At 71.1% G+C, this 24,169-nt stretch carries 20 protein-coding genes; 4 read left to right on the top strand and 16 right to left on the bottom strand.

Annotation, left to right across the window (positions count from 1 at the left end; translation table 11 throughout):
* Window positions 1–48: 48 nt before the first annotated feature.
* From ACWD12_RS30870 to ACWD12_RS30885, 4 genes are all read right to left on the bottom strand, one after another.
* Window positions 49–1,029: an ABC transporter ATP-binding protein gene (locus ACWD12_RS30870; RefSeq protein ID WP_450102304.1), complete on the bottom strand. Its 981-nt coding sequence runs from the start codon at window positions 1,027–1,029 to the stop codon at window positions 49–51.
* Window positions 1,026–1,829, bottom strand: coding sequence for an ABC transporter permease (locus ACWD12_RS30875; protein ID WP_450102305.1), 804 nt, complete (start codon window positions 1,827–1,829; stop codon window positions 1,026–1,028). The genes ACWD12_RS30870 and ACWD12_RS30875 overlap by 4 nt, the downstream gene beginning before the upstream one ends.
* On the bottom strand, window positions 1,822–2,763 hold the full coding sequence (locus ACWD12_RS30880) for an ABC transporter permease (RefSeq protein WP_450102306.1): 942 nt from the start codon (window positions 2,761–2,763) through the stop codon (window positions 1,822–1,824). The genes ACWD12_RS30875 and ACWD12_RS30880 overlap by 8 nt, the downstream gene beginning before the upstream one ends.
* Window positions 2,764–3,046: 283 nt before the next feature.
* Window positions 3,047–4,096: a hypothetical protein gene (locus tag ACWD12_RS30885; RefSeq protein WP_450102307.1), complete on the bottom strand. Its 1,050-nt coding sequence runs from the start codon at window positions 4,094–4,096 to the stop codon at window positions 3,047–3,049.
* A gap of 547 nt (window positions 4,097–4,643) precedes the next feature.
* Between ACWD12_RS30885 and ACWD12_RS30890 the strand changes: the two genes are divergently transcribed.
* A complete protein-coding gene (locus ACWD12_RS30890) occupies window positions 4,644–4,877 on the top strand; it encodes a hypothetical protein (RefSeq protein ID WP_450102308.1) in 234 nt (77 codons plus the stop codon).
* A gap of 483 nt (window positions 4,878–5,360) precedes the next feature.
* Here the strand turns inward: ACWD12_RS30890 and ACWD12_RS30895 are convergent, their stop codons facing one another.
* From ACWD12_RS30895 to ACWD12_RS30930, 8 genes are all read right to left on the bottom strand, one after another.
* Window positions 5,361–5,558 carry a hypothetical protein gene (locus ACWD12_RS30895; protein WP_450102309.1) on the bottom strand — a complete coding sequence of 66 codons (198 nt, stop codon included), beginning with the start codon at window positions 5,556–5,558 and terminating at the stop codon, window positions 5,361–5,363.
* A gap of 134 nt (window positions 5,559–5,692) precedes the next feature.
* Entirely contained in the window at window positions 5,693–6,628 is a 936-nt protein-coding gene (arcC, locus tag ACWD12_RS30900; protein WP_358360595.1) for a carbamate kinase, read from the bottom strand.
* 204 nt (window positions 6,629–6,832) lie between these two features.
* Entirely contained in the window at window positions 6,833–7,834 is a 1,002-nt protein-coding gene (gene argF / locus ACWD12_RS30905) for an ornithine carbamoyltransferase (protein WP_450102310.1), read from the bottom strand.
* Between the two features lie 42 nt (window positions 7,835–7,876).
* Window positions 7,877–9,106 (bottom strand): arginine deiminase, encoded by a 1,230-nt coding sequence (locus ACWD12_RS30910; protein ID WP_358360601.1) that lies wholly within the window; start codon window positions 9,104–9,106, stop codon window positions 7,877–7,879.
* A gap of 70 nt (window positions 9,107–9,176) precedes the next feature.
* A complete protein-coding gene (locus tag ACWD12_RS30915; protein ID WP_450102311.1) occupies window positions 9,177–10,622 on the bottom strand; it encodes an amino acid permease in 1,446 nt (481 codons plus the stop codon).
* 461 nt (window positions 10,623–11,083) lie between these two features.
* Complete coding sequence (locus tag ACWD12_RS30920) at window positions 11,084–13,654, bottom strand: polynucleotide kinase-phosphatase (RefSeq protein WP_450102312.1); 2,571 nt, start codon at window positions 13,652–13,654, stop codon at window positions 11,084–11,086.
* Window positions 13,651–15,309, bottom strand: a complete 1,659-nt coding sequence (locus tag ACWD12_RS30925; protein WP_450102313.1) for a 3' terminal RNA ribose 2'-O-methyltransferase Hen1 — start codon at window positions 15,307–15,309, stop codon at window positions 13,651–13,653. Before ACWD12_RS30925 ends, ACWD12_RS30920 begins: the two co-directional genes overlap by 4 nt.
* A gap of 287 nt (window positions 15,310–15,596) precedes the next feature.
* Window positions 15,597–16,331, bottom strand: a complete 735-nt coding sequence (locus ACWD12_RS30930; protein ID WP_450102314.1) for an NADPH-dependent F420 reductase — start codon at window positions 16,329–16,331, stop codon at window positions 15,597–15,599.
* A gap of 65 nt (window positions 16,332–16,396) precedes the next feature.
* On the opposite strand from ACWD12_RS30930, the gene ACWD12_RS30935 reads away from it, so the two are divergent.
* A complete protein-coding gene (locus tag ACWD12_RS30935) occupies window positions 16,397–16,888 on the top strand; it encodes a winged helix-turn-helix transcriptional regulator (protein WP_450102315.1) in 492 nt (163 codons plus the stop codon).
* Window positions 16,889–16,910: 22 nt separating this feature from the next.
* On the opposite strand, the gene ACWD12_RS30940 is transcribed toward ACWD12_RS30935, so the two are convergent.
* Window positions 16,911–17,900 carry a hypothetical protein gene (locus tag ACWD12_RS30940; RefSeq protein ID WP_450102316.1) on the bottom strand — a complete coding sequence of 330 codons (990 nt, stop codon included), beginning with the start codon at window positions 17,898–17,900 and terminating at the stop codon, window positions 16,911–16,913.
* A gap of 216 nt (window positions 17,901–18,116) precedes the next feature.
* Here ACWD12_RS30940 and ACWD12_RS30945 point away from each other — a divergent pair, with 216 nt between their 5' ends.
* On the top strand, window positions 18,117–18,767 hold the full coding sequence (locus ACWD12_RS30945) for a pyridoxine/pyridoxamine 5'-phosphate oxidase (RefSeq protein WP_358354257.1): 651 nt from the start codon (window positions 18,117–18,119) through the stop codon (window positions 18,765–18,767).
* On the opposite strand, the gene ACWD12_RS30950 is transcribed toward ACWD12_RS30945, so the two are convergent.
* Window positions 18,722–19,420: a peroxiredoxin-like family protein gene (locus tag ACWD12_RS30950; RefSeq protein ID WP_450102317.1), complete on the bottom strand. Its 699-nt coding sequence runs from the start codon at window positions 19,418–19,420 to the stop codon at window positions 18,722–18,724. The two genes, ACWD12_RS30945 and ACWD12_RS30950, sit on opposite strands and share 46 nt — an antisense overlap.
* Window positions 19,421–19,489: 69 nt before the next feature.
* Here ACWD12_RS30950 and ACWD12_RS30955 point away from each other — a divergent pair, with 69 nt between their 5' ends.
* Window positions 19,490–20,101 carry a TetR/AcrR family transcriptional regulator gene (locus ACWD12_RS30955; RefSeq protein ID WP_450102318.1) on the top strand — a complete coding sequence of 204 codons (612 nt, stop codon included), beginning with the start codon at window positions 19,490–19,492 and terminating at the stop codon, window positions 20,099–20,101.
* A gap of 287 nt (window positions 20,102–20,388) precedes the next feature.
* Here the strand turns inward: ACWD12_RS30955 and ACWD12_RS30960 are convergent, their stop codons facing one another.
* Together ACWD12_RS30960 and ACWD12_RS30965 are read right to left on the bottom strand one after the other, a co-directional pair.
* Window positions 20,389–21,738: a class I SAM-dependent RNA methyltransferase gene (locus tag ACWD12_RS30960; protein ID WP_450102343.1), complete on the bottom strand. Its 1,350-nt coding sequence runs from the start codon at window positions 21,736–21,738 to the stop codon at window positions 20,389–20,391.
* Window positions 21,739–21,948: 210 nt separating this feature from the next.
* Window positions 21,949–24,057: an APC family permease gene (locus ACWD12_RS30965; protein ID WP_450102319.1), complete on the bottom strand. Its 2,109-nt coding sequence runs from the start codon at window positions 24,055–24,057 to the stop codon at window positions 21,949–21,951.
* Window positions 24,058–24,169: the final 112 nt, after the last annotated feature.

The raw sequence follows: 24,169 nt of genomic DNA on the forward strand, positions 1-24,169 counted from the left end.
AGTGCGGAACCCTGTCCCACGGGGGCGCGCCGAGTGCCCGGACCTTTGTCACGCGCCCCGTGCGTACAAGCGGGCGACGACCTCCTCGATGTCCGGCTCCAGCACCGCCACATCGCGCAGCCCGCCCTGCTGGGCCAGGCGCGCGATGAGGCCGCCCGCCGGAACGCCGTCGAGGGCGAAGACCACCCGGTGGCCGTCGTCCTCGACCCGGTCGACCTTGGCACCGGGTACGTGCGGCAGTTCGTCGTACGGAGTGTCCAGGTCCACCACGACGCGGCGCTGCGACCCATGGCGCGCGTGCAGTTCGGCGAGGGTGCCGTCGTGCACGACGCGGCCGTGGTCGACCACGACGAGCCTCGGGCACAGGCGTTCGATGTCGGCGAGGTCGTGGGTGGTGAGCATGATCGTCACGTCGCCGCCCGCGCCGAGGTCGGCGAGGAACCCGCGCAGCGCCTGCTTGCTCACCACGTCAAGGCCGATGGTCGGCTCGTCGAGGAACAGCACCCGGGGGCCGTGCAGGAGCGCCGCGGTGATCTCGCCGCGCATGCGCTGGCCGAGCGACAGCTGACGCACCGGGGTGTCCAGGAACGCGTCGAGGTCGAGCAGCTCGCGGCAGGCCGCGAGGCGTTCCGCGTGCTCGGCCTCGGGGACCGCGTAGACGTACCGCAGCATCCGGAACGACTCGCGCAGCGGCAGGTCCCACCACAGCTGCGAGCGTTGCCCGAAGACCACGCCGATGCGGCGGGCCAGCTGCTTGCGGCGCGGCACGGGTTCGACGCCGCACACGCTCAGTTCGCCGCCGCTCGGCGTCAACACGCCGGTCATCATCTTGAGCGTGGTCGACTTGCCGGCGCCGTTCGGGCCGATGTAGCCGACGGTCTCGCCCTGTCCGACGGTCAGGTCGACACCGGCCACCGCGGCGACCGTGTGGGTGGTGCGCCGCAGTCGGCCCGCCTTGCGCTTGACGGTGAACTCCTTGCGCAGCCCGGTTGCGCGGATGGCCGGGGTGACGCGCGGGGTACGGCTCATGATCCTGTGCTCCTGTACTGACGGATTCCGGTACGCCACAGCAGCAGTGCGGCGGTCCACGCGACCGCCGCGACGGCGGGGGTGCACCATGCGACCCATGCCGGGGTGCCCAGCGGGTCGGGGCGGCCGAGCAGGGCGAGGGCGGGCTGATACCCGGCGAACGCCAGGCCGAGGCCGTACGCGAACACCGAGCGCAGCCACGACGGGTAGACGGTGACGGGGTACGAGCCGAACTGCCGTCCCCCGTACGTGAACGCGTTGGCGATCTCGCCCGAGTCGATCCACCAGAAGGCGACCGTGGCACCCGCGACGAACACGGCGGAGAACAGCGCTGCGGCGGACAGCGGCGCCACGACGGCGAGGACCGCGCGGGCCGGCGTCCAGTCGAGGTCCGCGTACACGAGCACCCCGACGTACAGCGCCGCGCTCTGCGCCACCCGCCCGACCTTGCGGAACGGGAAGTCGGTGGCGAGCAGTTGGCCGAGCGGGCTCAGCGGGCGGACCAGGACGCTGTCCATCAGGCCCAGGCGGACGTAGCGGTTGACGTCCTCGATGTTGCCGACCGCGAGGTCGGCGATGTGGAAGCCGAACTCGCACAGCGCCGCGATGAGCAGGGCCTCCCGCAGCGAGAATCCGCCGAGTTCGGGCGTGACGCGGAACAGGACGATGACGGTCAGGATCTCCAGGAGCGTCATCACCGAGGTCAGCCCGGCGTCCAGGGCGAACGACAGTCGATACTGGCTCTGGCTGCGGATCTGGGCGCGGACCAGCTCCCGGTACGCCCGTGCGGAGTCACCCACCCTGCACCACCAGGCGGACGACGGCCCTGCGCTGCACGACCACGCACAGCGCGAACATCAGTGCGGCCCAAACGAGTTGCAGCAGCACCGTGGCGGTGGCGGTGGCTCCGGAGGTGCGCTCGACGGCGACGTCCAGCGGGACCTGGAAGACGCTGGGGAACGGGGTGCCGCACCACAGCAGCCACTGCGCCCATTCCGGCAGGAAGCGCAGCGGGAAGTAGGAGCCGCTGAGAATGCCGACCGCGAGCGTCCACAGCATTGCCGGGCCGCGCACGTCGAGCAGCCAGAACGCGGACAGGTTGACGAGGTAGCGCCCGGCGAAGCTGACGAGCGTGGCGGCCGTCACCGACACCGCGAACAGCGGGTACGTGACGGCATGTTGCGGCAGGTACATGGTGTAGAAGACGAGCCCGAACACCACGGGTACCAGCAGGCGGCCGAGCAGGGCCTGCGCCGCGCGGCCGAGGTCGGCGGCGGCGTACGCGGCCAGCGGGTCGACCGGCCGCAGCAGGTCGGAGGCCACGTCACCGGCGGCCACCCGGTCGGCCAGTTCCTTCCAGTTCCACAACCAGACGACGTTGAGCAGGCCTTGGCCGACCCAGACGAAGGTGACGAGTTGGGCGGCGGTGTAGCCGCCCGGGCGGCCGCCGCCCGCTTCGGCGACGGCGGTCAGGACGGCGACGAGCATCGCGCCGAACACGACGTTGGTGAAGACGCCCGCGATCATCGCCTGGCGGTACGTCGAATAGCGCCGGAACCCGGCGGAGGCGAGGACGAGGAAGCAGCGGACGGTGTCGGAGAGGGCTCGTGCGCTCGACGACGGGCGGCCGGAGTCGGGGTCAATATCCGGGTCCGCGTCCGTGTACGGGCCCCTTCCGAAGGGGCCGGGCTTTCGGGACGAAGGTGGTCGCGGGCATGCGGCGGCAGACGGCATGACGAACTCCTCTGGCGCCGGGCACGCCGAAGTGCCCGACGCACGGCGTCAGTTGGGTCGGTCGCTCTTGGTTTCGCCGCGGCGGTCCTGATACGGCGCAATCGCCGTCGAATCCGGCCGCGGCACCCCGGGCAAGGCCGCATACACTACCGGACGCAACCGCACTCGACCCGGCGAATTCACCCGCAGGAGCGGGAGGGACGCGGTCAGACGTCGCGGACGTCGACGTCCCGTTCCGGTGCCGTGGAGACGTCGTAGGGGGCGCCGCGGAGGGCGCCGTCGGTCAGGTGAGGTCGTCGGGGTGGGTGCCCTCGGGGCGTATGCCGAGCCCCGGGAAGTCGACGTAGCCGCCGCTGGTCCACGCGCGCACCCGCATGCCGGCCGCCGCGGTGATACCCCACTGGGCGAAGGCGTCCAGCAGCAGGCCGCCCGCGCGGCGGCCGTGCTCGGCGCCCGGGCGCAGCCAGACCTGGCGCGACAGGCCCGGAATTCCGCCGAGTTCGAGGCGGTCCTGGCCGATGCGCAGTTCGACGGTGCGGCTGGGACGCGCGACGTCGCCGATCACCAGCAGTATCGGCTCGATCCACCCCACCAGCGGCAGGTCGGTGACCGCGGACGCGAGCAGTTCCGGCAGCGCGACGGCGAAGTCGTCCCAGTCGCGCGGGTCGGGGCCGAACGGCAGGAACAGCTCGGCGAGTGCCATGTCCGGGCGGCTGACACACCACGCGTACGGCAACCCGGTCAGCCCGGGGGCACTCGCGAACCGCCGCTGCTCGCGGGCCTCCCACGTGGTCGTGGGGAACAGCTCCATGGTCAGCGCGCCGCGTGCGTGGTCGCGGGCGAGCCGCAGCGTGATGGTGCGGCTGCGCCAGCGCAGCCATGCCCCCGGACCGCCGCGCCAGGGCGCCGGTCCCATCGCGGCGGTGACCGCGGCGACCAGTCTGGTGTGCGCGGCGTCCAACTCGCGCTCCCGGTCGCGGGGGAACGCCGCGCCGGGCAGACCCCAGGACTCGCCGGACAGCCCGGCGCCGAAGCCGAGATTGCGCCCCGGTCCGGAGGGGGCCGGCAGGTCAGGGCCCGGAGCGGGAACCGGGATGGGCACCTCGAAGTGCAGTGCCGGGCAAGGATCCGCGTCGTCGGCGGGCTCCCACCGGCACGTCAACCCCGGCACGCCGGGATCCAGTTCCGAGGAGTCGTGCGCCGCCGTGCGCCATGACAGCGTGGCGACGACGCGCTCCAAGTCGTCGCGCGTCCACGTGCCCCAATCGGCTTCGCGGGCGGCCAGTAGTGTCCGGGTGAGGGTGTCGGCGGCAGGCATCACTGAAGCGGCCATACGGGTGATGGTGACACCAGAACAGCCTTTTCGGCAGTCGCGCGTGCGAGGGACCTGATCGACACTCCGCGGAGAGCGACGAACCCGCATGTCACATGGTCCTTATGGACGCTTGCCGTCTCAACCCCGCGGCCACTGCCACAATCTCCCGTCATCGCAACAACGATCGACTCGAAATCGACTGGGAATCGACTGGGAGATCAACTCTCCGAGGCGCCATCCTGACGCTCCTCCTGTCTCCCGCAGCGACTTCTGCCAGGCGCGCTCAAGCAGTGCCGCGATGCGTCGCTGCACGCCCGGCGACACGTGCGAATACACGGCCTCGACGCCGTCGACTTTGTGCCCCATGCGCTTCTCCACTGCCACGCGCGACAGTCGGCCTCATCGAGCCCACCTCGGTGTTGTTGACCTCTGCTCCCGTATCCCGCACGCTCAGGGCAATCTCGGTGAGGAGGACGGGGTGGGGAGTTGCGGGGCCTGCGGCGGCAATGGCTGGATGCCGATGGACGGGATATGCGGGGGGTGCGGGGGCTCCGGCCGTTGGTCGATGAACCCGGAAGACCAGATGTCGTGCGGCGGGTGTGGTGGTTCGGGGCGCGCACAGCAGATGCAGCCGTGCCCGAACTGCGGCGGCTCGGGCGGGCAGCAGGACTACGGCGGCGGGCCGGTGTACTCACCGCCACGCATGCCGATGTCCCCTGCCGCCCGCCTCAAGGTCATGGCCATGAATCTGATCGTCTTGGGAGGCCTGGCCGGGTACGTCTACTACACGACGCGCTGACGCCCTACGGCGCACCGCCTCCGTCGGGGCAGGCAGCCAAAGGCAGGTCACGGATGTGGACGATGCCCTTGTCCGCGTCGGGCCACGCGAACGTCCGGCCGCTGGGCGGCACCTCGGGCTCGGACGCCTGTACGGTCCTGGGGCTTGGGCAGGACCCGCAGCGCGCCGTGGCACTTGGTCGTGCACGCCACCAACGGTGGGCACCGAGACATCGGGCTGGGGGCGGCCTGGTACTCCTGGACGCAGTAGGTCTGCTCGGGGTACCTGGGCGAACGGTGTGGCGGGGGCGGCGCGGGGTGCGTTCCGGAGGCGGTGGCACGTACGGCTCCAGGGCGACGCGTCACGCTCCGGACGGCGCAGCTTGGCGAAGGTCTCGCGTACTCGGGCGACGGTCCCGCGTCAGCAGCTATCAGCTGCCCTGCCCGGAGCCCGCGCGGCATCTGGCCCTCGATTCGAACACAATCCGCAGGACCAGACGCTCTTTCAGGCTTCGCGTTCCAGGCCGATGCTCTGGTCCGGCGCGCTGTTGAGCTCCGCCCGGATCTGCGCCTCGTAGACCCGCTCCCTCATCTCCCGTTCGGAATCACCCGCCTGCTGGGCCGCGTTGGCCGCGTTGAGGGCTGCTGCCGCCGCGGATATGCCGTCGTGTGTCTCTTGCGATACGCCGTCTCGGTCCGCCATACGTCCACCAAATCGTCGGCAGCGGTGCTCCGGCTAGCCGCTTCGCGCGGCATCGCCCTTTCTCGGCACCTCGCACCGCCGGACGCGCCGGTTCCGCAGGTCGCGCGGTCGTGCGGGCGGCGCGGTGGCGCGGGTCAGAGCACGCTGCGTTCGGGGTACTGGCCGCTGGGGGTGACGATGGTGCCGGCCTTGCCCGCCAGGATGTCGACGGCCTGCTCCAGCGATCCGATCGCGGCCATGTCGCCGGTCATCTCGACGAAGTGGCAGACGGCGTCGACCTTCGGGCCCATCGAGCCGGCCGGGAAGTCCTCGGCGCGCAGGATCGCCGGGGTGGCGTTGGGGATCTCCTCGGCCTGCGGCGTACCGAAGCCGCGCATGACGCGGGGTACGTCGGTGAGCAACAGGAGCGCGTCGGCGTCCAGCGCCTCGGCGAGCAGGGACGCGGTGAGGTCCTTGTCGACGACGGCCTCGACGCCGACCAGCTGGCCCAGTTCGTTGCGCATGACCGGTACGCCGCCGCCGCCCGCGCACACCGCGATGGCACCGGAGTTGAGCAACTGCCGGATCAGCCGTGTCTCGACGACGCGGCGCGGCCGGGGCGACGGGACGACGCGGCGCCAGTACTGCCCGTCCGGCTTGACGGTCCACCCGCGTTCCGCGGCCAGGGCGGTGGCCTCGGCCTCGTCGTACACCGGTCCGACGAACTTGGTCGGGTTCTCGAACGCGGGGTCCGCGGCGGAGACGAGGGTCTGGTTGATGAGCGCGCAGACCTGGCGGCCCGGCAGCGCGTTCTGCAGGGACTGCAGCAGCCAGTAGCCGATCATGCCCTGCGTCTCGGCGCCGAGGACGTCGAACGGGTACGGGATGGTCAGCGACTTGTCGGCGGCGGACTGGAGCGCGAGGATGCCGACCTGCGGGCCGTTGCCGTGCGTCACGACGAGCTCGTGCTCCTCGGCGAGCGGGGCCAGCGACTTGACGGCCTTGCGGATGTTGGCGAGTTGGATGTCCGCGTCGGGCTTGTCCCCACGCTGGAGCATCGCATTTCCGCCGAGGGCGACGACGACGCGCATGATGATCGCTTCCCTTCCGGGGACAATGGGCGGGGCCGAATACCGCCTGATTTAACAACTGATGCGGAGAAATCAGACACAGGCTGGGCGGGGTGGACCGCAGTGGAGCCTGGCGCCGGGCCGGCGGCGGAACGCCACCGGACGCCGCCGGGACGCGTACGCCCGGGAACCCGGGCGGGCCCGGGCGCACGCGGTTTCGGGGCGTCAGTCGCCGAGCGTGGCGACCATGATCGCCTTGATGGTGTGCAGGCGGTTCTCGGCCTCGTCGAACACGATCGAGAAGTCCGCCTCGAACACCTCGTCGGTGACCTCGAGGGCTTCCATGCCGGTCTTCTCGTAGATGTCCTCGCCGACCTGGGTGTGCCGGTTGTGGAAGGCCGGCAGGCAGTGCATGAACTTGACCTTGGGGTTCTCGGTCGCCTTCACCACGTCCATGTTGATCTGGTACGGCTTGAGCAGCGCGATGCGCTCGTCCCAGACCTCCTTGGGCTCGCCCATCGAGACCCACACGTCGGTGTAGAGGTAGTCGACGCCCTTGACGCCCTGCTTGACGTCCTCGGTGTGGGTGATCGTCGCACCGGTCTTGGCCGCGATCTCCTTGGCCTTGGCGATGATCGCGTCGTCGTTCCAGAGGGACTTCGGGGCGACCATGCGCACGTCCATGCCCAGCATCGCCGCGGTGATCATGAGCGAGTTGCCCATGTTGTTGCGGGCGTCACCGAGGTACGCGAACGAGACGTGGTGCAGCGGCTTGTCCGAGTGCTCCTTCATGGTGAGCATGTCGGCGAGCATTTGGGTGGGGTGCCACTCGTCGGTGAGGCCGTTCCAGACGGGGACGCCCGCGTACTTGCCCAGTTCCTCGACGTACTCCTGCTTGGAGCCGCGGTACTCGATGCCGTCGTACATCCGGCCCAGGACGCGCGCGGTGTCCTTCATCGACTCCTTGTGGCCGATCTGCGATCCGGTCGGGTCGAGGTAGGTGACGTTGGCGCCCTGGTCGTGCGCGGCCACCTCGAACGCGCAGCGGGTGCGGGTCGAGGTCTTCTCGAAGATGAGCGCGATGTTCTTGCCCTTGAGGCGCTTCTGCTCGATGCCGGCGTACTTGGCGGCCTTGAGGTCGGCGGCGAGGTCGATCAGGAACTTGAACTCCTGCGGAGTGAAGTCCAGTTCCTTGAGAAAGTTGCGGTGACGCAGGTTGAAAGCCATGTCTCCAGTGTTTCTCTTCGTGCGTTCGGGCGGTTCGGGGGGTCAGGCGACCGGGTCGCGCTCCACGGGGCAGCTCATGCAGCGCGGTCCGCCGCGTCCCCGGCCCAGTTCGCTGCCGCGGATGGTGACGACCTCGATGCCGTTCTTGCGCAGGAACGTGTTGGTGGTGACGTTGCGCTCGTACGCGAGGACCACGCCGGGTTCGACCGCGAGCACGTTGCAGCCGTCGTCCCACTGCTCGCGCTCCGCCGAGCGCACGTCCTGGGTGGCGGTCAGCACGTTGATGCTGTCCAGGCCGAGCGCGCGGGCGATGGCGTCGTGCATGTCCTCGGCCGGGTGGTCGCTGACCTTCAGCTCGTCGTCGCCGTCCCCCGGTTCGATGGTGTACGAGGGGAGCATGCCCATGCCGCCGTACTTCGTGAACGTCTCGCCGTTGAGCATCGTCATGACCGTGTCGAGGTGCATGAACGCGCGCGCCTTCGGCATGCGCAGCGCCACGACCTTCTTCGCCGAGCCCTTGGCGAACAGCGCGCGGGCCAGCGCCTCGACGCCCATCGGCGTGGTGCGCTCGCTCATCCCGACCAGGACCGCGCCGTTGCCGATGACCAGGACGTCGCCGCCCTCCATCGTGGCGGGGTACGCGGACTGCCCCGGGTTCCACACGTTGTAGTCGCCCTTGGCGAACATCGGGTGGTAGTTGTAGATCGCCTCGAAGTGCACGGTCTCGCGGCGGCGGGCCGGCATCTGCATCGCGTTGATCGCCACGCCGTCGTAGACCCAGGCCGAGGTGTCGCGCGTGAACAGGTGGTTCGTCACCGGGATGAGCACGAAGTCGTCGAGGTCCATGGTGTGGAAGGCGACGCTGTGCGGCTCCTCGATGTGCTCCAGGACCTCGCGCTTGGTGATGCCGCCGATGAGGTGGGTGACCAGCGTGTCCGTGTCGAAGTTCTCGAACAGGCCGCGCAGTTCGTCGACCGCGAGGAGGCCGTACGCGCGCTCGTCGAAGACCCGGTCGAGGATCAGCTTCTTGGCGGCCGGCTCGCTGCCGACGGTGTCCCTGAGGAGTTCGGCGAACAGGTAGACGGTGATGCCCCGGTCCCGCAGCGCGTCGGCGAACGCGTCGTGCTCCTCGCGGGCCCGCTTGACCCACAGGACGTCGTCGAAGAGCAGTTCGTCCTTGTTGGTCGGGGTCAGCCGCTTGAGCTCCAGGTCCGGTCGGTGCAGGATGACCTGCTTGAGCCGCCCGGTCTCCGACTGGACGTTGAAACCCATGGAACCTCCTTGGCAGTGCGGGGGTTTCCCGCGGTTTTCCGGGGCCGCCGCGCGGGTGGCGCGACGGGTGTCACTTGGTCGGCCCGCGCTCGGGACCGTCGGTGGGGAACGTGCCGACCGCATTGCCGGACGCGTCGTGCATGACCTCGTTGGGCCCGTACTCGCCGCGCGACGCCTTGACCCAGATGTAGACCGGGATGCCGACCAACAACAGGATCAGACTCTTCAGCACGGCGTCGGCGCCGGATCCGTAGACCATCCAGATGGTGAAGGCGAGACCGACGATCGCCACCGTGAGGTCCCTGGCCAGCTTGCCCCGGCTGACCGCCCGCTCGCGGGTGACCAGCCAGAACAGCTGGGCCGCGGCGGAGAACAGGTACGGGATGACGGTCGTCACGGTGGCCAGCAGCAGGATGTCCTCGAAGGCGTCCTCGGACCACAGGTAGTTCATCGCCATCACAATGATGGTGAGCGTGGTGCCGACGAGGATGCCGACGTACGGCACCCCGTTGCGCATTCGGGTGAAGGCGTTGGGGAACATGCCGTCGCGGGCCGCCGCGAAGGGCATCTCCGCCACCAGCATGGTCCAGCCGTTGAGCGCGCCGATGCCGGAGATGATCGCCATGGTGGCCATCACGTCGCCCCAGATGCTGCCACCGAACATGTGGTTGAGCGCGTCCGAGAACGGTGCGGTGGAGCCGACGAGTTCGCCGTGCGGGACGGTGCCCATGATGGCGACCGTGGACAGCATGTAGACCGCGGCGCACGCGAGGCAGCCGAACACCGAGGCGCGGGCCACGTTGCGCTCGGGGTCGCGGACCTTCTCGGCGGCGATCGCGACGGCCTCGATGCCGGAGTAGGCGAAGACCACGAGCGCGGCGGAGGTCTGCAGCGCGTCGAGGAAGCTGCCGCCGCTCGCGTTGAACGGGCCGAAGTTGGCGCCCTTGAGGAAGAAGAGGCCGACGATCGCCACGAAGAGGAGCGGCACGAACTTGAGGACCGTCGTGATCAACTGGAACGCGCCCATGTTCTTGACGCCGGACAGGTTGATCAGCGCGGGGACCGCGAGGCCGACGAGCGCGACGAGGATCTTGCCCGCGGTCGAGTCCCAGTGCAGGAAGTAGTTGACGTAGCCGACCCACGCGACGGCGATGCCCGCGTTGCCGATCCACGCGGTGAGCCAGAAGGACCACGCGGTGAGGAAGCCGGCGAACTCGCCGAACGCGTCGCGGGCGTACGCGTACGGGCCGCCGGACGCCGGGATGCGGGCGCCCAGCTTGCCGAAGATCATCGCGATGAGGATCGCGCCGACGGACACCAGGCCGAAGGCGAGGATGGAGACGGTGCCGTACTGGGCCAGCGTGGCCGGCAGCAGGAAGATCCCGGTACCGATCACACCGCCGATGACGAGGGCGGTGGCCTGGGCCAGGCCGAGTGTCCCGGTGGCATCCGGTCCGGCGCCCTCCGGTGCGGTCGCGGTGTTCGGCGCGCTCGAAGGAGCCGGCGTGTGGCTCATCGCGATCCTCCTACGGCCCGCGCACCAGGAGACACATACGTCCCTTTTATTGGGCTATGCCAGATTACCGACAAACCCGTCATTCGCGATCTTGCTCCTTCGTGCGAGCGCCGCCCCGGATGCGGAGGCCACGAGACGCGGCGACCCTCGACCCGGTGCACACAGGATGGTGGCCATAAATACGGATAGATGGTGATAACAGCGCTTCTGATACCCCGACCTGGTGCCCCGTCACTCCTCCTGGCGCGCCGTTTCTGCGCCACCGGGTGGCCCGCCGCCATGGCACGACCAGGGCCCTGGTCCGCACACATCGTGCGGACCAGGGCCCTGGGGAACGCGGGTGAAGGGGTGGGTGGAGCGATGGAAGGAAGTGGGACGAGGTGAGAGGAGGCGGGAAGCCGCGGGGAAACGCGGCAGGCGGTGGTGGACGCGGCGGGCCGCGGCGGGGGCGGCCGCCCGGGTCACAGCCGCGGGTCGACCGGCTCCGACTCCAGCGCAAGGACCGCGAACACCGGCTCGTGCACGCGCCACAGAGGCTCGCCGCGACTCAGCCGTCCGAGGGATTCCAGACCGAGCGCATGCTCGCGCAGCGCCAGCGAACGCTTGTGTCCGAGGTTCCGCCCGCGCAACCGGTCCAGGTGGTGCGGCTCGCGGTAGTCCGGCCCGTAGATGATGCGCAGGTACTCCGCCCCGCGGACCTTCACCCCCGGCTGGACCCGCGAACCCGCGCCCCGCGCGCCCTCCCCGGCCAGCGGCTTGACCACCATGCCCTCGCCGCCCGCCGCGGTGAGCTGCTCCCACCACGCCACGCCCGCCGCCACCTGCTCGTCGTCGGCCACCTCGACGATCAGACGCGCGGTGGGCGCCAGCAGTCCCGACGCGTCGGCGGCCACCAGCCGGTCGGCCATCGCCAGATGCCAGTCGTGACCGTGGCCGGTGAACTCCCTCCCACGCCCGGCCAGCACCTGGAACGGTGCGAACCGCAGCCCGTCGAGTCCGTCGACGGGCCAGCAGTAGCGGCCGTACGCCTCGGTGAACGCGTGTGCGTTGCCCTCGCGCCGCGCCGTGGCGGCCGCCAACTCGCCCACGTCGACGCCCCGCGCCTCCGCACGCGCCAGCGCCCGGACGGCCTCGGGGAGGGCGGCGGTCGCCGCGGCGCCGACGGCCGCGTACTGTCGCCGCAGCAACTCGACGGCCTTTGCCGACCACGGCATCAACTCCGCGTCGAGCAGCAGCCAGTCGGTGTCCAGCTCCTCCCACAGACCCGCTGCCTCGACGGCGGCCCGCACCCGGGCGAGGAAGGCCTCGGTCAGCTCCGGCGTGGCGAGGAAGGAACGGCCGGTCCGGGTCCACAGCGCGCCGCTCCCCTCGCTCACCCCGAAGGCGTCCTTGGCCGCGTCGGCGTCCCGGCACACCAGCGCAACCGCGCGCGAGCCCATGTGCTTCTCCTCGCACACGACCGCCGCCACACCGTCCGCGCGGTACTGCGCGAACGCCTTGGCGGGGTGCTCCAGCAGCCCCGGCACATCGGACGTCGCGCAGGGCGCCATCGTCGGCGGCAGATAGACCAGCCACCGCGGGTCGATCGCGAAGCGGCTCATCACCTCCAAAGCGGCCGCGGCGTTCTCGCCGCGGACCATGACGCGCCCGGCGGTCTCCGTCTCCACGACCCGCCGTCCCATCGGGTCGTCCGGGACCAGCACGTCCGCAAGGTCGAGCGGACGGCCGTCCCGGCCGCCGGGGGCCTCGGACTTGAGCGGCCGCACCGGCTCGTACCACACGCGTTCGGCCGGGACCGCGACAAGCTCGCGCTCCGGGTAGCGCAGCGCGGTCAGTTCGCCGCCGAACACACACCCGGTGTCGAGACAGATCGTGTTGTTGACCCACTCGGCGCGAGGCATCGGCGTGTGGCCGTAGACCACCATCGCGCGGCCTCGGTACTCCTCGGCCCACGGGTAGCGGACCGGCAGGCCGTACTCGTCCGTCTCGCCTGTCGTGTCGCCGTACAGCGCGAAGCTGCGCACCCGGCCGGAGGTGCGGCCGTGGTACTTCTCCGGCAGGCCCGCGTGCGCCACCACGAGACGTCCCTCGTCGAGCAGGTAGTGGCTGACCAGCCCGTCGCAGAACGCCGCCACCTCGGACCTGAACTCGTCCGTCTCGCGGTCCAGTTGCTCCAGCGACTCCTTGAGCCCGTGCGTGACGCTGACCTTGCGGCCCTTGAGCGCGCGCATCAGCTTGTTCTCGTGGTTCCCCGGCACGCAGACGGCGTGGCCCGCGCGCACCATGCCCATGACGAGGCGCAGCACACCGGGGGTGTCCGGGCCGCGGTCCACGAGGTCGCCGACGAACACGGCGGTCCGGCCGTCGGGGTGCGCCGCGTCGACCGGCCGGCCCGCGTCGTCGCGGACGATCCCGTAGCCGAGCCTGCCGAGCAGCGACTCCAGCTCCGCGCGGCAGCCGTGGATGTCGCCGACGATGTCGAACGGCCCGGTCAGGTGCGTCAGGTCGTTGTACCGCTTCTCGTACGTGACGACCGCGCCGTCGATCTCCTCGACGCCGCGCAGGTGGTGTACCTTGCGGAACCCTTCGCGCTGGAGGTGCCGCAGCGAGCGGGTCATGTCCTTGCGCTGGCGGGTGACGACGTTGCGCGGGAGGTGTGCCCGGTCCGGCCGCTCGGCGTTGCGCTCGAAGCAGGTCTGCTCGGGCACGTCGAGGACGATCGCCACCGGCAGCACGTCGTGTTCGCGGGCGAGCTGCACGAGCTGGGCCCGCGCGCCCTGCTGCACGTTGGTCGCGTCGACCACCGTCAGGCGTCCGGCGGCGAGCCGCTTGCCGGCGACGTGGTGCAGCAGCTCGAAGGCGTCCTTCGAGGCCGCCTGGTCGTTCTCGTCGTCGGCGACCATGCCGCGGAAGAAGTCCGAGGACAGCACCTGGGTGTGCTTGAAGTGCGCGCGGGCGAACGTGGACTTGCCCGAACCGGTCGTCCCGACAAGGACGACAAGGCACAGGTCGGGGATCGCGACGGGGGTCATGCGGGCACTTCCTCGGACTCGTCCTTGCTCACGTCGTTCGGGCCCGCGCCTGCGGCGCGGTTCGGCTCCACCTCGGTGAACACCGCCATCTGGGTGGGCGGTCCCACGTCCGGATCGTCGTCCCCCACGGGCGCGAACTCGACGCCGTAGCCGAAACGTTCACCGACGCCGCGGGCCCACTCGCGGAACCGGGCGCGGTCCCACTCGAACCGGTGGTCGCCGTGCCGCAAGGACCCGGCGGCCAGACCGTGGCCGCCCTCCTCCTCCGGCGCGTACCGCACGTTGTACTCGACATTGGGCGTGGTCACCACGACCACGCCGGGTCGCGCCGAGCCGAAGACGGTGTACTCCAGCGCGGGCAGCCGCGGCTCGTCCACGTGCTCGATCACCTCGGACAGCACCGCCGCGTCGAAGCCGCCCAGCCGGGCATCGGTGTACGTCAGCGCACCCTGCATCAGCCGCACCCGGGCACGCTGCCGCTCCCCCATGCGGTCCAGGCGGAGGCGCCGGGCCGCGATGCCGAGCGCCCGCACCGAGACGTCGACGCCCACGACCTCGGTGAACTGTCGTTCCCTCAGCAACTCGACGAGCAACTTGCCGTCCCCGCAGCCGAGGTCCAGCACCCGCGCGGCGCCGGCCGCACGCAGCGCGCCGAGCACCGCGGTACGCCGGTGCACGGACAGGGGTACGCGTACCTCCTGCTCGGTTGCCTCCCGCGCGTCTCCCTCCTGCGGTGCCGTGCGAGCGGTTTCGTGTTCCGTCGCGTCCTGCCCGCTCCTGGTCGGGGCGGTTGCGTCCGGCTCGACTGCGGGTCGTTCGGCTGCGGTCGCCTCCGATGCCTCCGCGAGCTCCTCCGCAAGGCCGGCCGTCTCCTCCTCCGGGACGGCGTTGTCCAGTTCCTCGGCCATGGCGTCGTCGACCTCGGCCAGGCGCTCCAGCGCACTCCGCGTGAGCCCCGGACGGCGGGACAGATAGCGGCGGGTGATCTCGGTGCGCTCCGGGTGCGCCGCGAGCCACCCGTCGCCCGCGCGGAGCAGCTTGTCGACCTCGTCCGGCGACACCCAGTAGTGCTTCGCGTCGTCCAGCACCGGCAGCAGGACGTACAGATGCCGCAGCGCCTCGCCGACGCGGAGGGTCCCGGTGAGGCGGAGCCGGAGGTACCGGGACTCCCCCCACTCGGGGAACCGGGCGTCCAGGACGACCGGCTCCGTCTCGACCGTCCAGCCCAGCGGCTCGAACAACGCCCGGACCATCGCGGCACCGCCCCGGGACGGCAGTGCGGGCACCGTCACCTCGAGCGGCCACAGCTCGTCGACCAGTTCGGGCCGGGCGTCACAGCGTCCCTGCACCGCGGTCCGGAACACCGCCCCCAGCGCCACCGCGAGGAGCGATGACGCGGCGTAGGGCCGGTCGTTCACGTACTGGGCGAGCGCGAAATCCGGGGGCGCCCCCGCCTTGCGGCTGCCGCGCACCAACCCGACGGGGTCGACGTCGAGAAGCAGCGCCGCCTCGCAGCCCTCCTCCGTCGCCTCGGGATAGAACACGTGGGCAGTGCCGTGCGAGGCACCGAACCGCTGCGCCTTCTCGGGATGCTTGTGCAGGAGAAAGCCGAGGTCGGTGGCCGGTCGTCGCGTCGTCGCAAGAGTCAGGAACACCCGGTCGAGTATGAACAGCGGGCCGGGGTCGGACCACCGGGTTTCCCCTCACGACGTCGTGACATCACGATGGCACGATGGCATGACGGACGGTCCAGGCTCGTGTCGATCCGCTCCTTCCCGTCCGCTCCCGCCCGTCCACGCACCCGTCGGCGCCGGCCCGTCCGCTCACCCGCGATCCGGCTCACAGCCGTTCCGCCCGCGGCACCGGGCTCGCGGTACTCGTCTCACCGTCACCCGACTCGCCGTCACCCGACTCGCCGTACCCCGACTCCCCGTCACCTGGATCACTCCCCCGCGTCCGGAACGGCGAAGGCGGCCTCCAGAGGCGGGAACATCGCCCGCGCGTCCTCCCCGGCGAACCACAGGCTCACCACGAAGGCCGACGCGGCCTCCAGATACCGCGCCCGGCCCAGGTCGCCCGCGTGGACGGGCGCGAGCCCGAGATCCGACACCAGCGCGGCCACCCGCAGCACCGCGTCGGGGTCGTCGCCGCACAGCGGCACGGCCAGACGACGGTCCTCGAATATCCGCGTCCCGGACTGCCAGACCTCGGCGGCACACAGGTTGAACGCCTTCACGACGTGTGCCCCGGGAGCAAGAGCGGCGATCCGCTCGGCGAGCGCATCCTCGCTCAGGACGAACGCCATCGTGCCTTCCTTCGCCGCCTGATCGGGGGCGAAGGCGTTCGTGCAGTCGACGAGCACCCGGTCGTCGAGGGTCTTGTCGGCCGCACCGGCCGCGGCGAGGACTTCCGCAACGGCCGCCGCCGGCACGGCAAGCAGCAGGACCTCTCCGAACTCGGCGGCTTCCCGAAGTGTGCCGCCACGGATCGTGCCGCCGGCCCGCCCGTCCGCCGACGCCGACCCCGCCGCTCCGAACTGTTCCCCCGCAATCGCCTCGGCGAGTCCGACCGCCTTGCCGACGGCACGTGCGCCGAGCAGGACGTCGTGCCCCGCCTCCGTCCACCCGGCGCCGAGGGCACCGGCCATCTGCCCCGCACCCAGAATTCCCACGCGCATGATGAACCAACTCCTGGTTGTGGTGTCGTCCGAGGAGCGCCGATCCCGACGCCCGACAGGAACGTATGCGGACCGATAGGCACCTCCAGGTGCGCAACGGCTGGGGCATGATCGAGCGCATGGCCGAGCCCACGACGCACCTGGTGGAATACGCCCCCTACGGCGACTTCGAGGCGGACTGCCCCGCGCGCTTCGCAACCGAACTCTTCGCGAACACGTGGCTTCCGGTGATCGTGTACATGCTCCGCGACGGTCCGATGCGCCCGGGCGAACTGCGCGCAGCCATCGGGGGCGTGAGCCAGAAGGTCTTGACGCAGACGCTTCGCCGCATGGAACGCCTGACCCTGGTCACCCGGCACCGCTATGCCGAAGCTCCGCCCCGGGTCGAGTACGAACTGACCCCCGCGGGACTCGACTTGCTGGCGCCGATCCTGGCCCTCGGAGTTTGGGCCGACCGGCACGGGGCCGCCGTCGCCTCGGCGCCGGATGACGCGGCCACGGATGATGACGGGGCCGCGGACGACGCGGCCGCGGGTGAAGAGACCACGGGTGCTTGAGTCGTGGATGACACCGCGACTGTCACTCCCTCGAACGCCCCGGTCGGCACACATCGTTCGTCCCCGATGATCGCGGTCCGGGCCGCTGGGGGAATGGGATGATCTTGGCCCCCACGTGCTCGTCACCGTCCCCGGATGCGGTGCTTCGACGCCGACGGCGCAGCCGGTCGCACTGCGGGCAGTCCAACCGGAACGGCGCCTCTGCCGCGAGCAGGAGCCACGGGTCTACCGGCGAATCCGGGAACCAGGTGGCGGCCTCCTGCACGGCGCGCAGGCGGACCAGCGAGTGGAAGGCGTGCTCCCACGCGGTCCGGCACTGGGTGCGGGCTGTGGCGTCGAGCGTCACGGCCGCCGTGCCCTGGCTCGGGCCCGACGACGAGGGCGTGGCCCCGCCCTGCGCCAGCCCCCGCATGACACGCACGGTCCGGCCCAGCAGTCGGGCGACGGTGCTCACCGGATACCGCACCACCTCCTCCACCGGGCCGGTCCAAACCGCACCCCGGCGGAGTCTGGGTGGCGTGACACCCTCGATCAACGCGATGGCGACCCGGATTTCCTCGGCCGCACGGCAGAGGCACCCGGCGCGGCCTGGATCCGCCCGCCACGATTCGACGGCCCGGAGCGCCATGCGCAGGGCCCGCGAGACGGCGACCAGGCATTGCCCGGTGGTCGCCGCGAGCGCGAGCTGGTCGTCGAGTTCGGCGGCGGCCGAGGTGCCGCCCCGGGATCGGGCGGCGCGCTTGACCGGCGCGGCACCTGCCGGACGTACGGCCGCGTGCGTCGTGCACCGCACCGCGGGCCGACCGACCGGCCGGGCCGGCGGGCGGACCTGCGGACGGACCTGTGTCGGATGCTGCGGACGGGTCGGCGACTGTGCCTGCGACTGCGACAGCGACCGGGCCTGTGCCTGCGGTTGCGGTTCAGTCCGAATCTGCGGCTGCGACTCCGACGTCGACTTCGGCTTCGCGGAAACGATGGGCTGGGCGATCGGCTGGGTGAGGGCTTCGGTCATGGCTGGCCTCCGTTCAGGACCGGCGTCGCGGTGATCGACGCCGTGCCTCAACGGTCACCCGCCCCGGACCGCCGCTGCGCCACCCGGAGCGATTCTGTGGATAAACCTGGTCCGGAACACCCTTAAGAGTGAAGGCTGTTCGACCGAGACAACAGGTTGTCCACAGAACCCCCCGAGTGGGCTTGAGGAGCGGTACGGGACGGGCATCATGCGGCAATGAGCGCACGAGAGTTGTTGCGGACTTTGACCGTGTTCGGCGACGCCCTGCCCGGCTTCGCGACCGCGACCGCCGCCGCCGAGCCGACGGACCAGTTCCTGGCCTGGCTCGCCGAAGCCGTCGAGGGCGGCGTGGCACGACCGCAGTTGATGACCCTGGCGACCGTCGACGCCGACGGATTCCCCGACGCACGCACTCTCACGGTCCGGGAGGTGGACCGAACCGGGTGGTGGTTCGCGACCGACGCGACCAGTCCGAAGGCGGAGCAGATCACCGCCCTGCCACGCGCGGCCCTGGTCTTCTCATGGCCCGAACAGGGCCGTCAGATCCGGGTCCGCGGCACCGTCGGCCGGGCGGACCGGCGGGCCTGCGCCGGGGACTTCCTGATGCGCCCGCCCGGCGCGCGAGCGGCCTCGCACGTCGGCCGACAGAGCCGCCCGCTGCGCGACACCGCCGAACTGGACCGGGCCTTCGTCGAGGCGCGGGAGCGCGTGACAGCGCAGCCGGACCGGGTTGCCGAGGCATACGTGCTGTATGTCGTACGCCCGCTGGCGGTCGAGTTCTGGCAGGGCCGGACGGACCGCAAGCACACCCGGCTGCGCTATCAGCTCGCCGAAGGGGCCTGGGAGCGCGAGTTCCTGTGGCCGTGAGCATGCCCGCGCGCCAGCTCGAGGATGCGGTCGACCGACCACTGGTCGTACACATGGGTGCCGTGCATCGCGGCGACGACCCGGCCGTCCGGCGCGATCAGGAAATCGGCGGGCAGGCCGAGGCGTCCGCCGTGCGGTGTGGCGGCCGGGGCGCGGTCCTTGCCGGTGACGATCCGCGGGAGCGACCGGGCCAGGGACCGCAGGATCGGCAGCCACGCGCGCGGGCTCAGCAACGAGCGGCGAGCCGACTCGACGCCGAATTCGCGGTACAGGCGCTTGTCCGGATCGGCGACCACGGCGAACGGCAGGTCCGCAACGTGCTCGCGCAGTTCGTCCGCGGGCGAGTGGAACACGACGACCTCCTTCACCCCGGCCGCGGTGATCTCGTCGTGCCGCCGCACGATCGACCGCAGATGGAGGTTGCACACCGGGCAGCCCGCGAACCGCCGGAACTGGAGGTGCACGAGCCGTTCCGCGTCGGGCACCGACACCACCGCCCCGACGTCGGCGGCGACTTCGGCCCCGGCATCGGCCCCGGCATCGCCGCCGACCCCGACGGCACCGACGGCACCCTTCGCGCCGACGATCGGCAACTCCCGTGCCGCGACGACGCTTTCCACGCCTATTGCCTTGCCGTTGAAGCCGGATCCCATCGGACCTCCCTCGTAAGCGTGCGACGTACGCTTACGAAGTTATGAGCGTACCTTGTACGCTGTCAACCGATGCCTCGACCACGCTCCCTCACAAACCCCCAGATCGCCGCCGCCGCACTCCGCGTCCTGGACCGCGACGGCCTCGACGGGCTCACCATGCGCGCCGTCGCGACAGAACTCGGCATGGGCACGATGTCCGTGTACCGCTACGTGGCCGACCGCGCGCAACTCGAGGCGCTGGTCGTCGACCACGTACTGGCCGGCGTCGACACCACCGTCCCGGCCGCCGAACCGCGAGGCCGCCAAGTCGCCGTGCTGGCCGAGCGCGTCCGGACCGTGGTCGGCGCACATACCGCCGTCGTGCCGCTCATCCTGGCCCACCGGCACACGTCACCGGCGTCGATGCGCTGGGGAGACGCCGTCCTCGGCGTGTTCGCCGACGCGGGCCTCGGACCGGCCCGGCGCGTCGTGGCGTTCCGCGCCCTGCTCGCGTACGTCTTCGGCGCGCTCCAGGTGGAGCACTTCAGCCCCCTCGCGGGCCCGGGCACCGCGGCCCTGGCCGCGCTCGACCCCGCCGACCACCCGCATCTCGGCTCGACCGCCCGCGAGGCGCAAGGCATCGGCCCCGACGAGGAGTTCCGCGGCGGACTCGAAATCCTGTTGCGCGGCCTCGAACTCTGACGCGCCGCCTCGTACCCGACACGCATGCTTCGACACGTGGCGGCGCTCGGCATGCCCGGCTAGTCGCGCTCTTTCGGACCCTGCCCGGCCCGACGACGCCCGGCATGCGCCCGGCCCCGCAGAACCTCGGCAGCCGTGCCCTCCGGCCCTCCCAAGCCCCGCGCCTCGCAAGCGCGCGCACGAAGGAGAGCCGTCCACGTCAGGCAGGCCGTCCAGCCCCGGCGCGACGCGAGCTGTCCGACAGGATCCGAACGACAGGGTCCGAACAACAGCCCCCGTCCGCCGGGTCAGCGCTTCTTGGGCGCCGGTTCCAGCACCGCCACGCATTCGACATGGTGCGTATTGGGGAACAGATCGAATGCGCGCAGCCCGCGCAGCCGGTAGCCGCGCTCCGCGAAGTACTTCAGGTCGCGGGCCAGCGCGGCCGGGTCGCACGCGACGTACGCGATGCGCCGCGGCGTCAAGCGCGCGATCCGCTCCACGACGGTGCGTCCCGCCCCGGCACGCGGCGGGTCGAGCACGACGACGTCCGCACGGCGCAGGAAACCCGGCCGGGTGAGGACGCGTTCGACCTTGCCCACCTCGAAGCGCGCGCCCTGCGTCTCGCGCAGGTTGTGCCGCGCGTCCTCGATCGCCTCGCGGGAGGACTCGATCCCGATGACCGTGTCACCGTCGGCGAGCCGCTCCGCGATGGCCCCCGCGAAGAGGCCGACTCCGCAGTAGAGGTCGAGCGCCACGTCGCCCGGGCGCGGCTCCAGGCCGTCCAGGACGGCACCGACGAGAGTGTCCGCGGCGGCCGGGTGCACCTGCCAGAAGCCGTTCCCCGACACGCGCCAGGTCCGGCCCGCCGCGACCTCGCGCACGCCCGCGCGCCCGTGCACGCGCTTCACCCGGCCCTTGTCGTCGGCGCGGAACACCGACACCGGGCGGTCCAGTTCGACGATCGGCATGCGGCCGTCCTGCTCGGCCGGCGTGACCACGACGGCACGGTCCAGCGAGCCGCTCGCCGCGGCCGCCTCGATCGCGACGACACCGGTCCAGTCACGGCGCTCGATGCCCAGTTCCTCGATGCCGGGAGCCGCGATCGCACACGCGTCCACCGGCTCCACCTCGTGCGAGCGGTGCCGCCGCAGACCCGCCGCGCCGGTGGCCGGGTCGACCGCGAACTGCACGCGCGTACGCCACCCCAAACCCTCCGGGAGGCCAGGGGGCCCGTCGACGGCCTCGACCTCGACCTCCATCTCCAGGCCGGCGAGCCGACGCAGTTGCTCCTCGACGACGGCGGCCTTGAGACCGCGCTGCGCGGAGGGGGTCGCGTGCTGCCAGTCGCAGCCGCCGCAGCGACCGGGCCCGGCGTACGGACACGCGGGCTTCACCCGATCGGGCGATGCGGTCAGCACCTCGACGACATCCGCACGCAGGAACCGCGAAGTGGCCGTGCCGTCGGTGACCTCGACCACGACCCGCTCGCCCGGCAACCCGTGGCGGACGAACAGCACGCGCCCCTCGTGGCGGGCCACACAGTGGCCCCCGTGGGCGACCGGGCCGATCTCCACCTCGTACCGGGCCCCGACCAGGGACTCGACCGCCTCGGCGGCGTCGTCGCCGGCGGCGGGCTTCGATCCTGCGGATCCCAGGGATCGCGACGTGGGCACGGAACTCCTCGCAAACGGCGGCACGACGGCCGCACAGGCAACAGAAAACGGAAGGGAACGGAGAAAAACGGAAGGGAGCAGGAGACGGTCGAGGGCGCCGGGAAGAGGGACGGCATGGCCGTCCGCAACGCGGCGGGGGCCGCGCGCGATCTCCGCGCGCGACCCCCCAGCCTACGGTGTCCGGCCCCGGGCTCAGGGCTCCCGCGTGTCCCCGGCCCCGCTTCCGGCGCCGCCCCCGGCCGCGCCGCCCGACCCGCCGCCCGAACCGTCGCCGATCCCGGCCCCGGCTCCGGCCCCGCGCTTGGTCTTGGGGGCCGGCTCGCCGCGCCGCACCGCGCCCGGCGCGTTGTAGCCCTTCGCGTGCTTGACCCGGTCCGACGACGCAAGCTGCCACGGCACCGAGGCGACCACGACCCCCGCGGTGAAGAGCAGGCGCCCCTTGAGGCGCAGCGCGCTCTGGTTGTGCAGGATGTGCTCCCACCAGTGGCCCACGACGTACTCGGGGATGTACACCGTCACCACGTCGCGCGGGCTGGACCGGCGCACGTTCTTGACGTACTCGATGATCGGCCGGGTGATCTCGCGGTACGGCGAGTCGAGCACCTTGAGCGGCACCTCGATCCCGCGCTCGTCCCACTCCTCGCGCAACGCGTCCGTCTCGGCCGGGTCCACGCCGACGGTGACGGCCTCCAGCACACTGGGCCGCGCGGCCCGGGCGTACGCGAGTGCCCGCAGCGTCGGCTTGTGCAGCTTCGACACCAGCACGATCCCGTGCACGCGCGAGGGCAGCTTCATGTCCTCGTCCGGGTCCGCGACCAGTTCCTCGGACACGCGGTCGTAGTGCCGCCGGATGCCCTTCATCATCACGAACAGGCCGACCATCGCGAGGATGGCGATCCAGGCCCCCTGGAGGAACTTGGTGAGCAGCACGATGACCAGCACCGCGCCCGTCATGCACAGGCCGAACGCGTTGATGAGGCGGCTGCGGACCATGTGCCGCCGCGTGGCGGGGTCGTCCTCGGTCTTGAGGTGCCGCGTCCAGTGCCGGATCATGCCGGCCTGGCTCATCGTGAACGACACGAACACGCCCACCACGTAGAGCTGGATCAGCTTGGTCGGCTCGGCCTTGAAGGCCACGATCAGCACGATCGCGGCACCCGCCAGCATGATGATGCCGTTGCTGAACGCGAGGCGGTCACCGCGCGTGTGCAGCTGGCGGGGCAGGTAGCGGTCCTGCGCGAGGATCGAGCCGAGCACCGGGAAGCCGTTGAACGCGGTGTTCGCCGCGAGCACCAGGATCAACCCGGTCACGGCGAGCACCAGGTAGAACATCGGGTGCGCGAACGTCCCGCCGAAGACCGCGTCGGCGACCTGGGCGACCACCGTCTTCTGCTCGTAGTCGGCGGGGGCCCCGGTGATCTGGTGCTCCGGGTCCTCGGCGAAGTGCACCTTGGTGATGCTCGCGAGCGCCAGCATGCCCATGAGCATCGTGACCGCGATGGTGCCCATGAGCAGCAGCGTCGAGGCGGCGTTGCGGCTCTTGGGCTTGCGGAACGCCGGGACGCCGTTGCTGATCGCCTCGACACCGGTCAGCGCCGCGCAACCGGACGAGAACGTGCGCAGCAGCAGGAAGACCAAGGCGATACCGGTGAAGGAGTCCTCCTCGGTGATCCCGAAGCCGGCGCTCTCGGCCCGCATGTCGGCGTCGGTGAAGAAGTATCGGATGAACCCGAAGAGCGTCATGCCGATGATCGCGAACATGAACAGGTACGTCGGGACCGCGAACGCCGAGCCCGACTCGCGCACCCCGCGCAGGTTCATGGCCATGAGCAGGAGCACGAGCAGCACGGCGTACAACACCTTGTGCTCGCCTATGGCCGGGATGGCCGACGCGATGTTCGCCACGCCGGACGAGATCGACACGGCGACGGTCAGCACGTAGTCGACCAGCAGCGCGCTGCCGACCGTGAGGCCCGCGCTGGGCCCGAGGTTGACGGTCGCCACCTCGTAGTCGCCGCCGCCGCTCGGGTACGCGTGCACGTTCTGGCGGTACGACGCGACCACCGTCAGCATGACCACGACGACGGCGAGGCCTACCTGCCAGCTGAAGTGGTACGCGGCCAACCCCGCCATCGACAGCGTGAGCAGGATCTCGTCGGGCGCATATGCCACCGACGACAGCGCGTCGGATGCGAAAACCGGGAGGGCGATGCGCTTCGGCAGCAGGGTCTCGTGGAGCTTGTCGCTGCGGATCGCTCTGCCGACGAGAATGCGTTTGGAAAGTCCGCCGAGTCTTGACACGCGGGCGATCGTACGCTGCGCAGGTTGCCCACACGCCGGGGCCCGCCGTGATCGGATCATTCCGTACGCCTGCCGGGTTCTCGTCACCTCCCGCGTGTAACGTCGCCAAAAC

The organism is Streptodolium elevatio (genome assembly GCF_053592165.1).

What these genes read in the sequence shown, in the direction of transcription:
- ACWD12_RS30870 (WP_450102304.1), bottom strand. Translation starts at nt 1,029, where the DNA reads ATGAGCCGTACCCCGCGCGTCACCCCGGCCATCCGCGCAACCGGGCTG.
- ACWD12_RS30880 (WP_450102306.1), bottom strand. Translation starts at nt 2,763, where the DNA reads ATGCCGTCTGCCGCCGCATGCCCGCGACCACCTTCGTCCCGAAAGCCC.
- ACWD12_RS30885 (WP_450102307.1), bottom strand. Translation starts at nt 4,096, where the DNA reads ATGGCCGCTTCAGTGATGCCTGCCGCCGACACCCTCACCCGGACACTA.
- ACWD12_RS30890 (WP_450102308.1), top strand. Translation starts at nt 4,644, where the DNA reads ATGAACCCGGAAGACCAGATGTCGTGCGGCGGGTGTGGTGGTTCGGGG.
- ACWD12_RS30895 (WP_450102309.1), bottom strand. Translation starts at nt 5,558, where the DNA reads ATGGCGGACCGAGACGGCGTATCGCAAGAGACACACGACGGCATATCC.
- arcC (WP_358360595.1), bottom strand. Translation starts at nt 6,628, where the DNA reads ATGCGCGTCGTCGTCGCCCTCGGCGGAAATGCGATGCTCCAGCGTGGG.
- argF (WP_450102310.1), bottom strand. Translation starts at nt 7,834, where the DNA reads ATGGCTTTCAACCTGCGTCACCGCAACTTTCTCAAGGAACTGGACTTC.
- ACWD12_RS30910 (WP_358360601.1), bottom strand. Translation starts at nt 9,106, where the DNA reads ATGGGTTTCAACGTCCAGTCGGAGACCGGGCGGCTCAAGCAGGTCATC.
- ACWD12_RS30915 (WP_450102311.1), bottom strand. Translation starts at nt 10,622, where the DNA reads ATGAGCCACACGCCGGCTCCTTCGAGCGCGCCGAACACCGCGACCGCA.
- ACWD12_RS30920 (WP_450102312.1), bottom strand. Translation starts at nt 13,654, where the DNA reads ATGACCCCCGTCGCGATCCCCGACCTGTGCCTTGTCGTCCTTGTCGGG.
- ACWD12_RS30930 (WP_450102314.1), bottom strand. Translation starts at nt 16,331, where the DNA reads ATGCGCGTGGGAATTCTGGGTGCGGGGCAGATGGCCGGTGCCCTCGGC.
- ACWD12_RS30935 (WP_450102315.1), top strand. Translation starts at nt 16,397, where the DNA reads ATGCGGACCGATAGGCACCTCCAGGTGCGCAACGGCTGGGGCATGATC.
- ACWD12_RS30940 (WP_450102316.1), bottom strand. Translation starts at nt 17,900, where the DNA reads ATGACCGAAGCCCTCACCCAGCCGATCGCCCAGCCCATCGTTTCCGCG.
- ACWD12_RS30945 (WP_358354257.1), top strand. Translation starts at nt 18,117, where the DNA reads ATGAGCGCACGAGAGTTGTTGCGGACTTTGACCGTGTTCGGCGACGCC.
- ACWD12_RS30950 (WP_450102317.1), bottom strand. Translation starts at nt 19,420, where the DNA reads ATGGGATCCGGCTTCAACGGCAAGGCAATAGGCGTGGAAAGCGTCGTC.
- ACWD12_RS30955 (WP_450102318.1), top strand. Translation starts at nt 19,490, where the DNA reads ATGCCTCGACCACGCTCCCTCACAAACCCCCAGATCGCCGCCGCCGCA.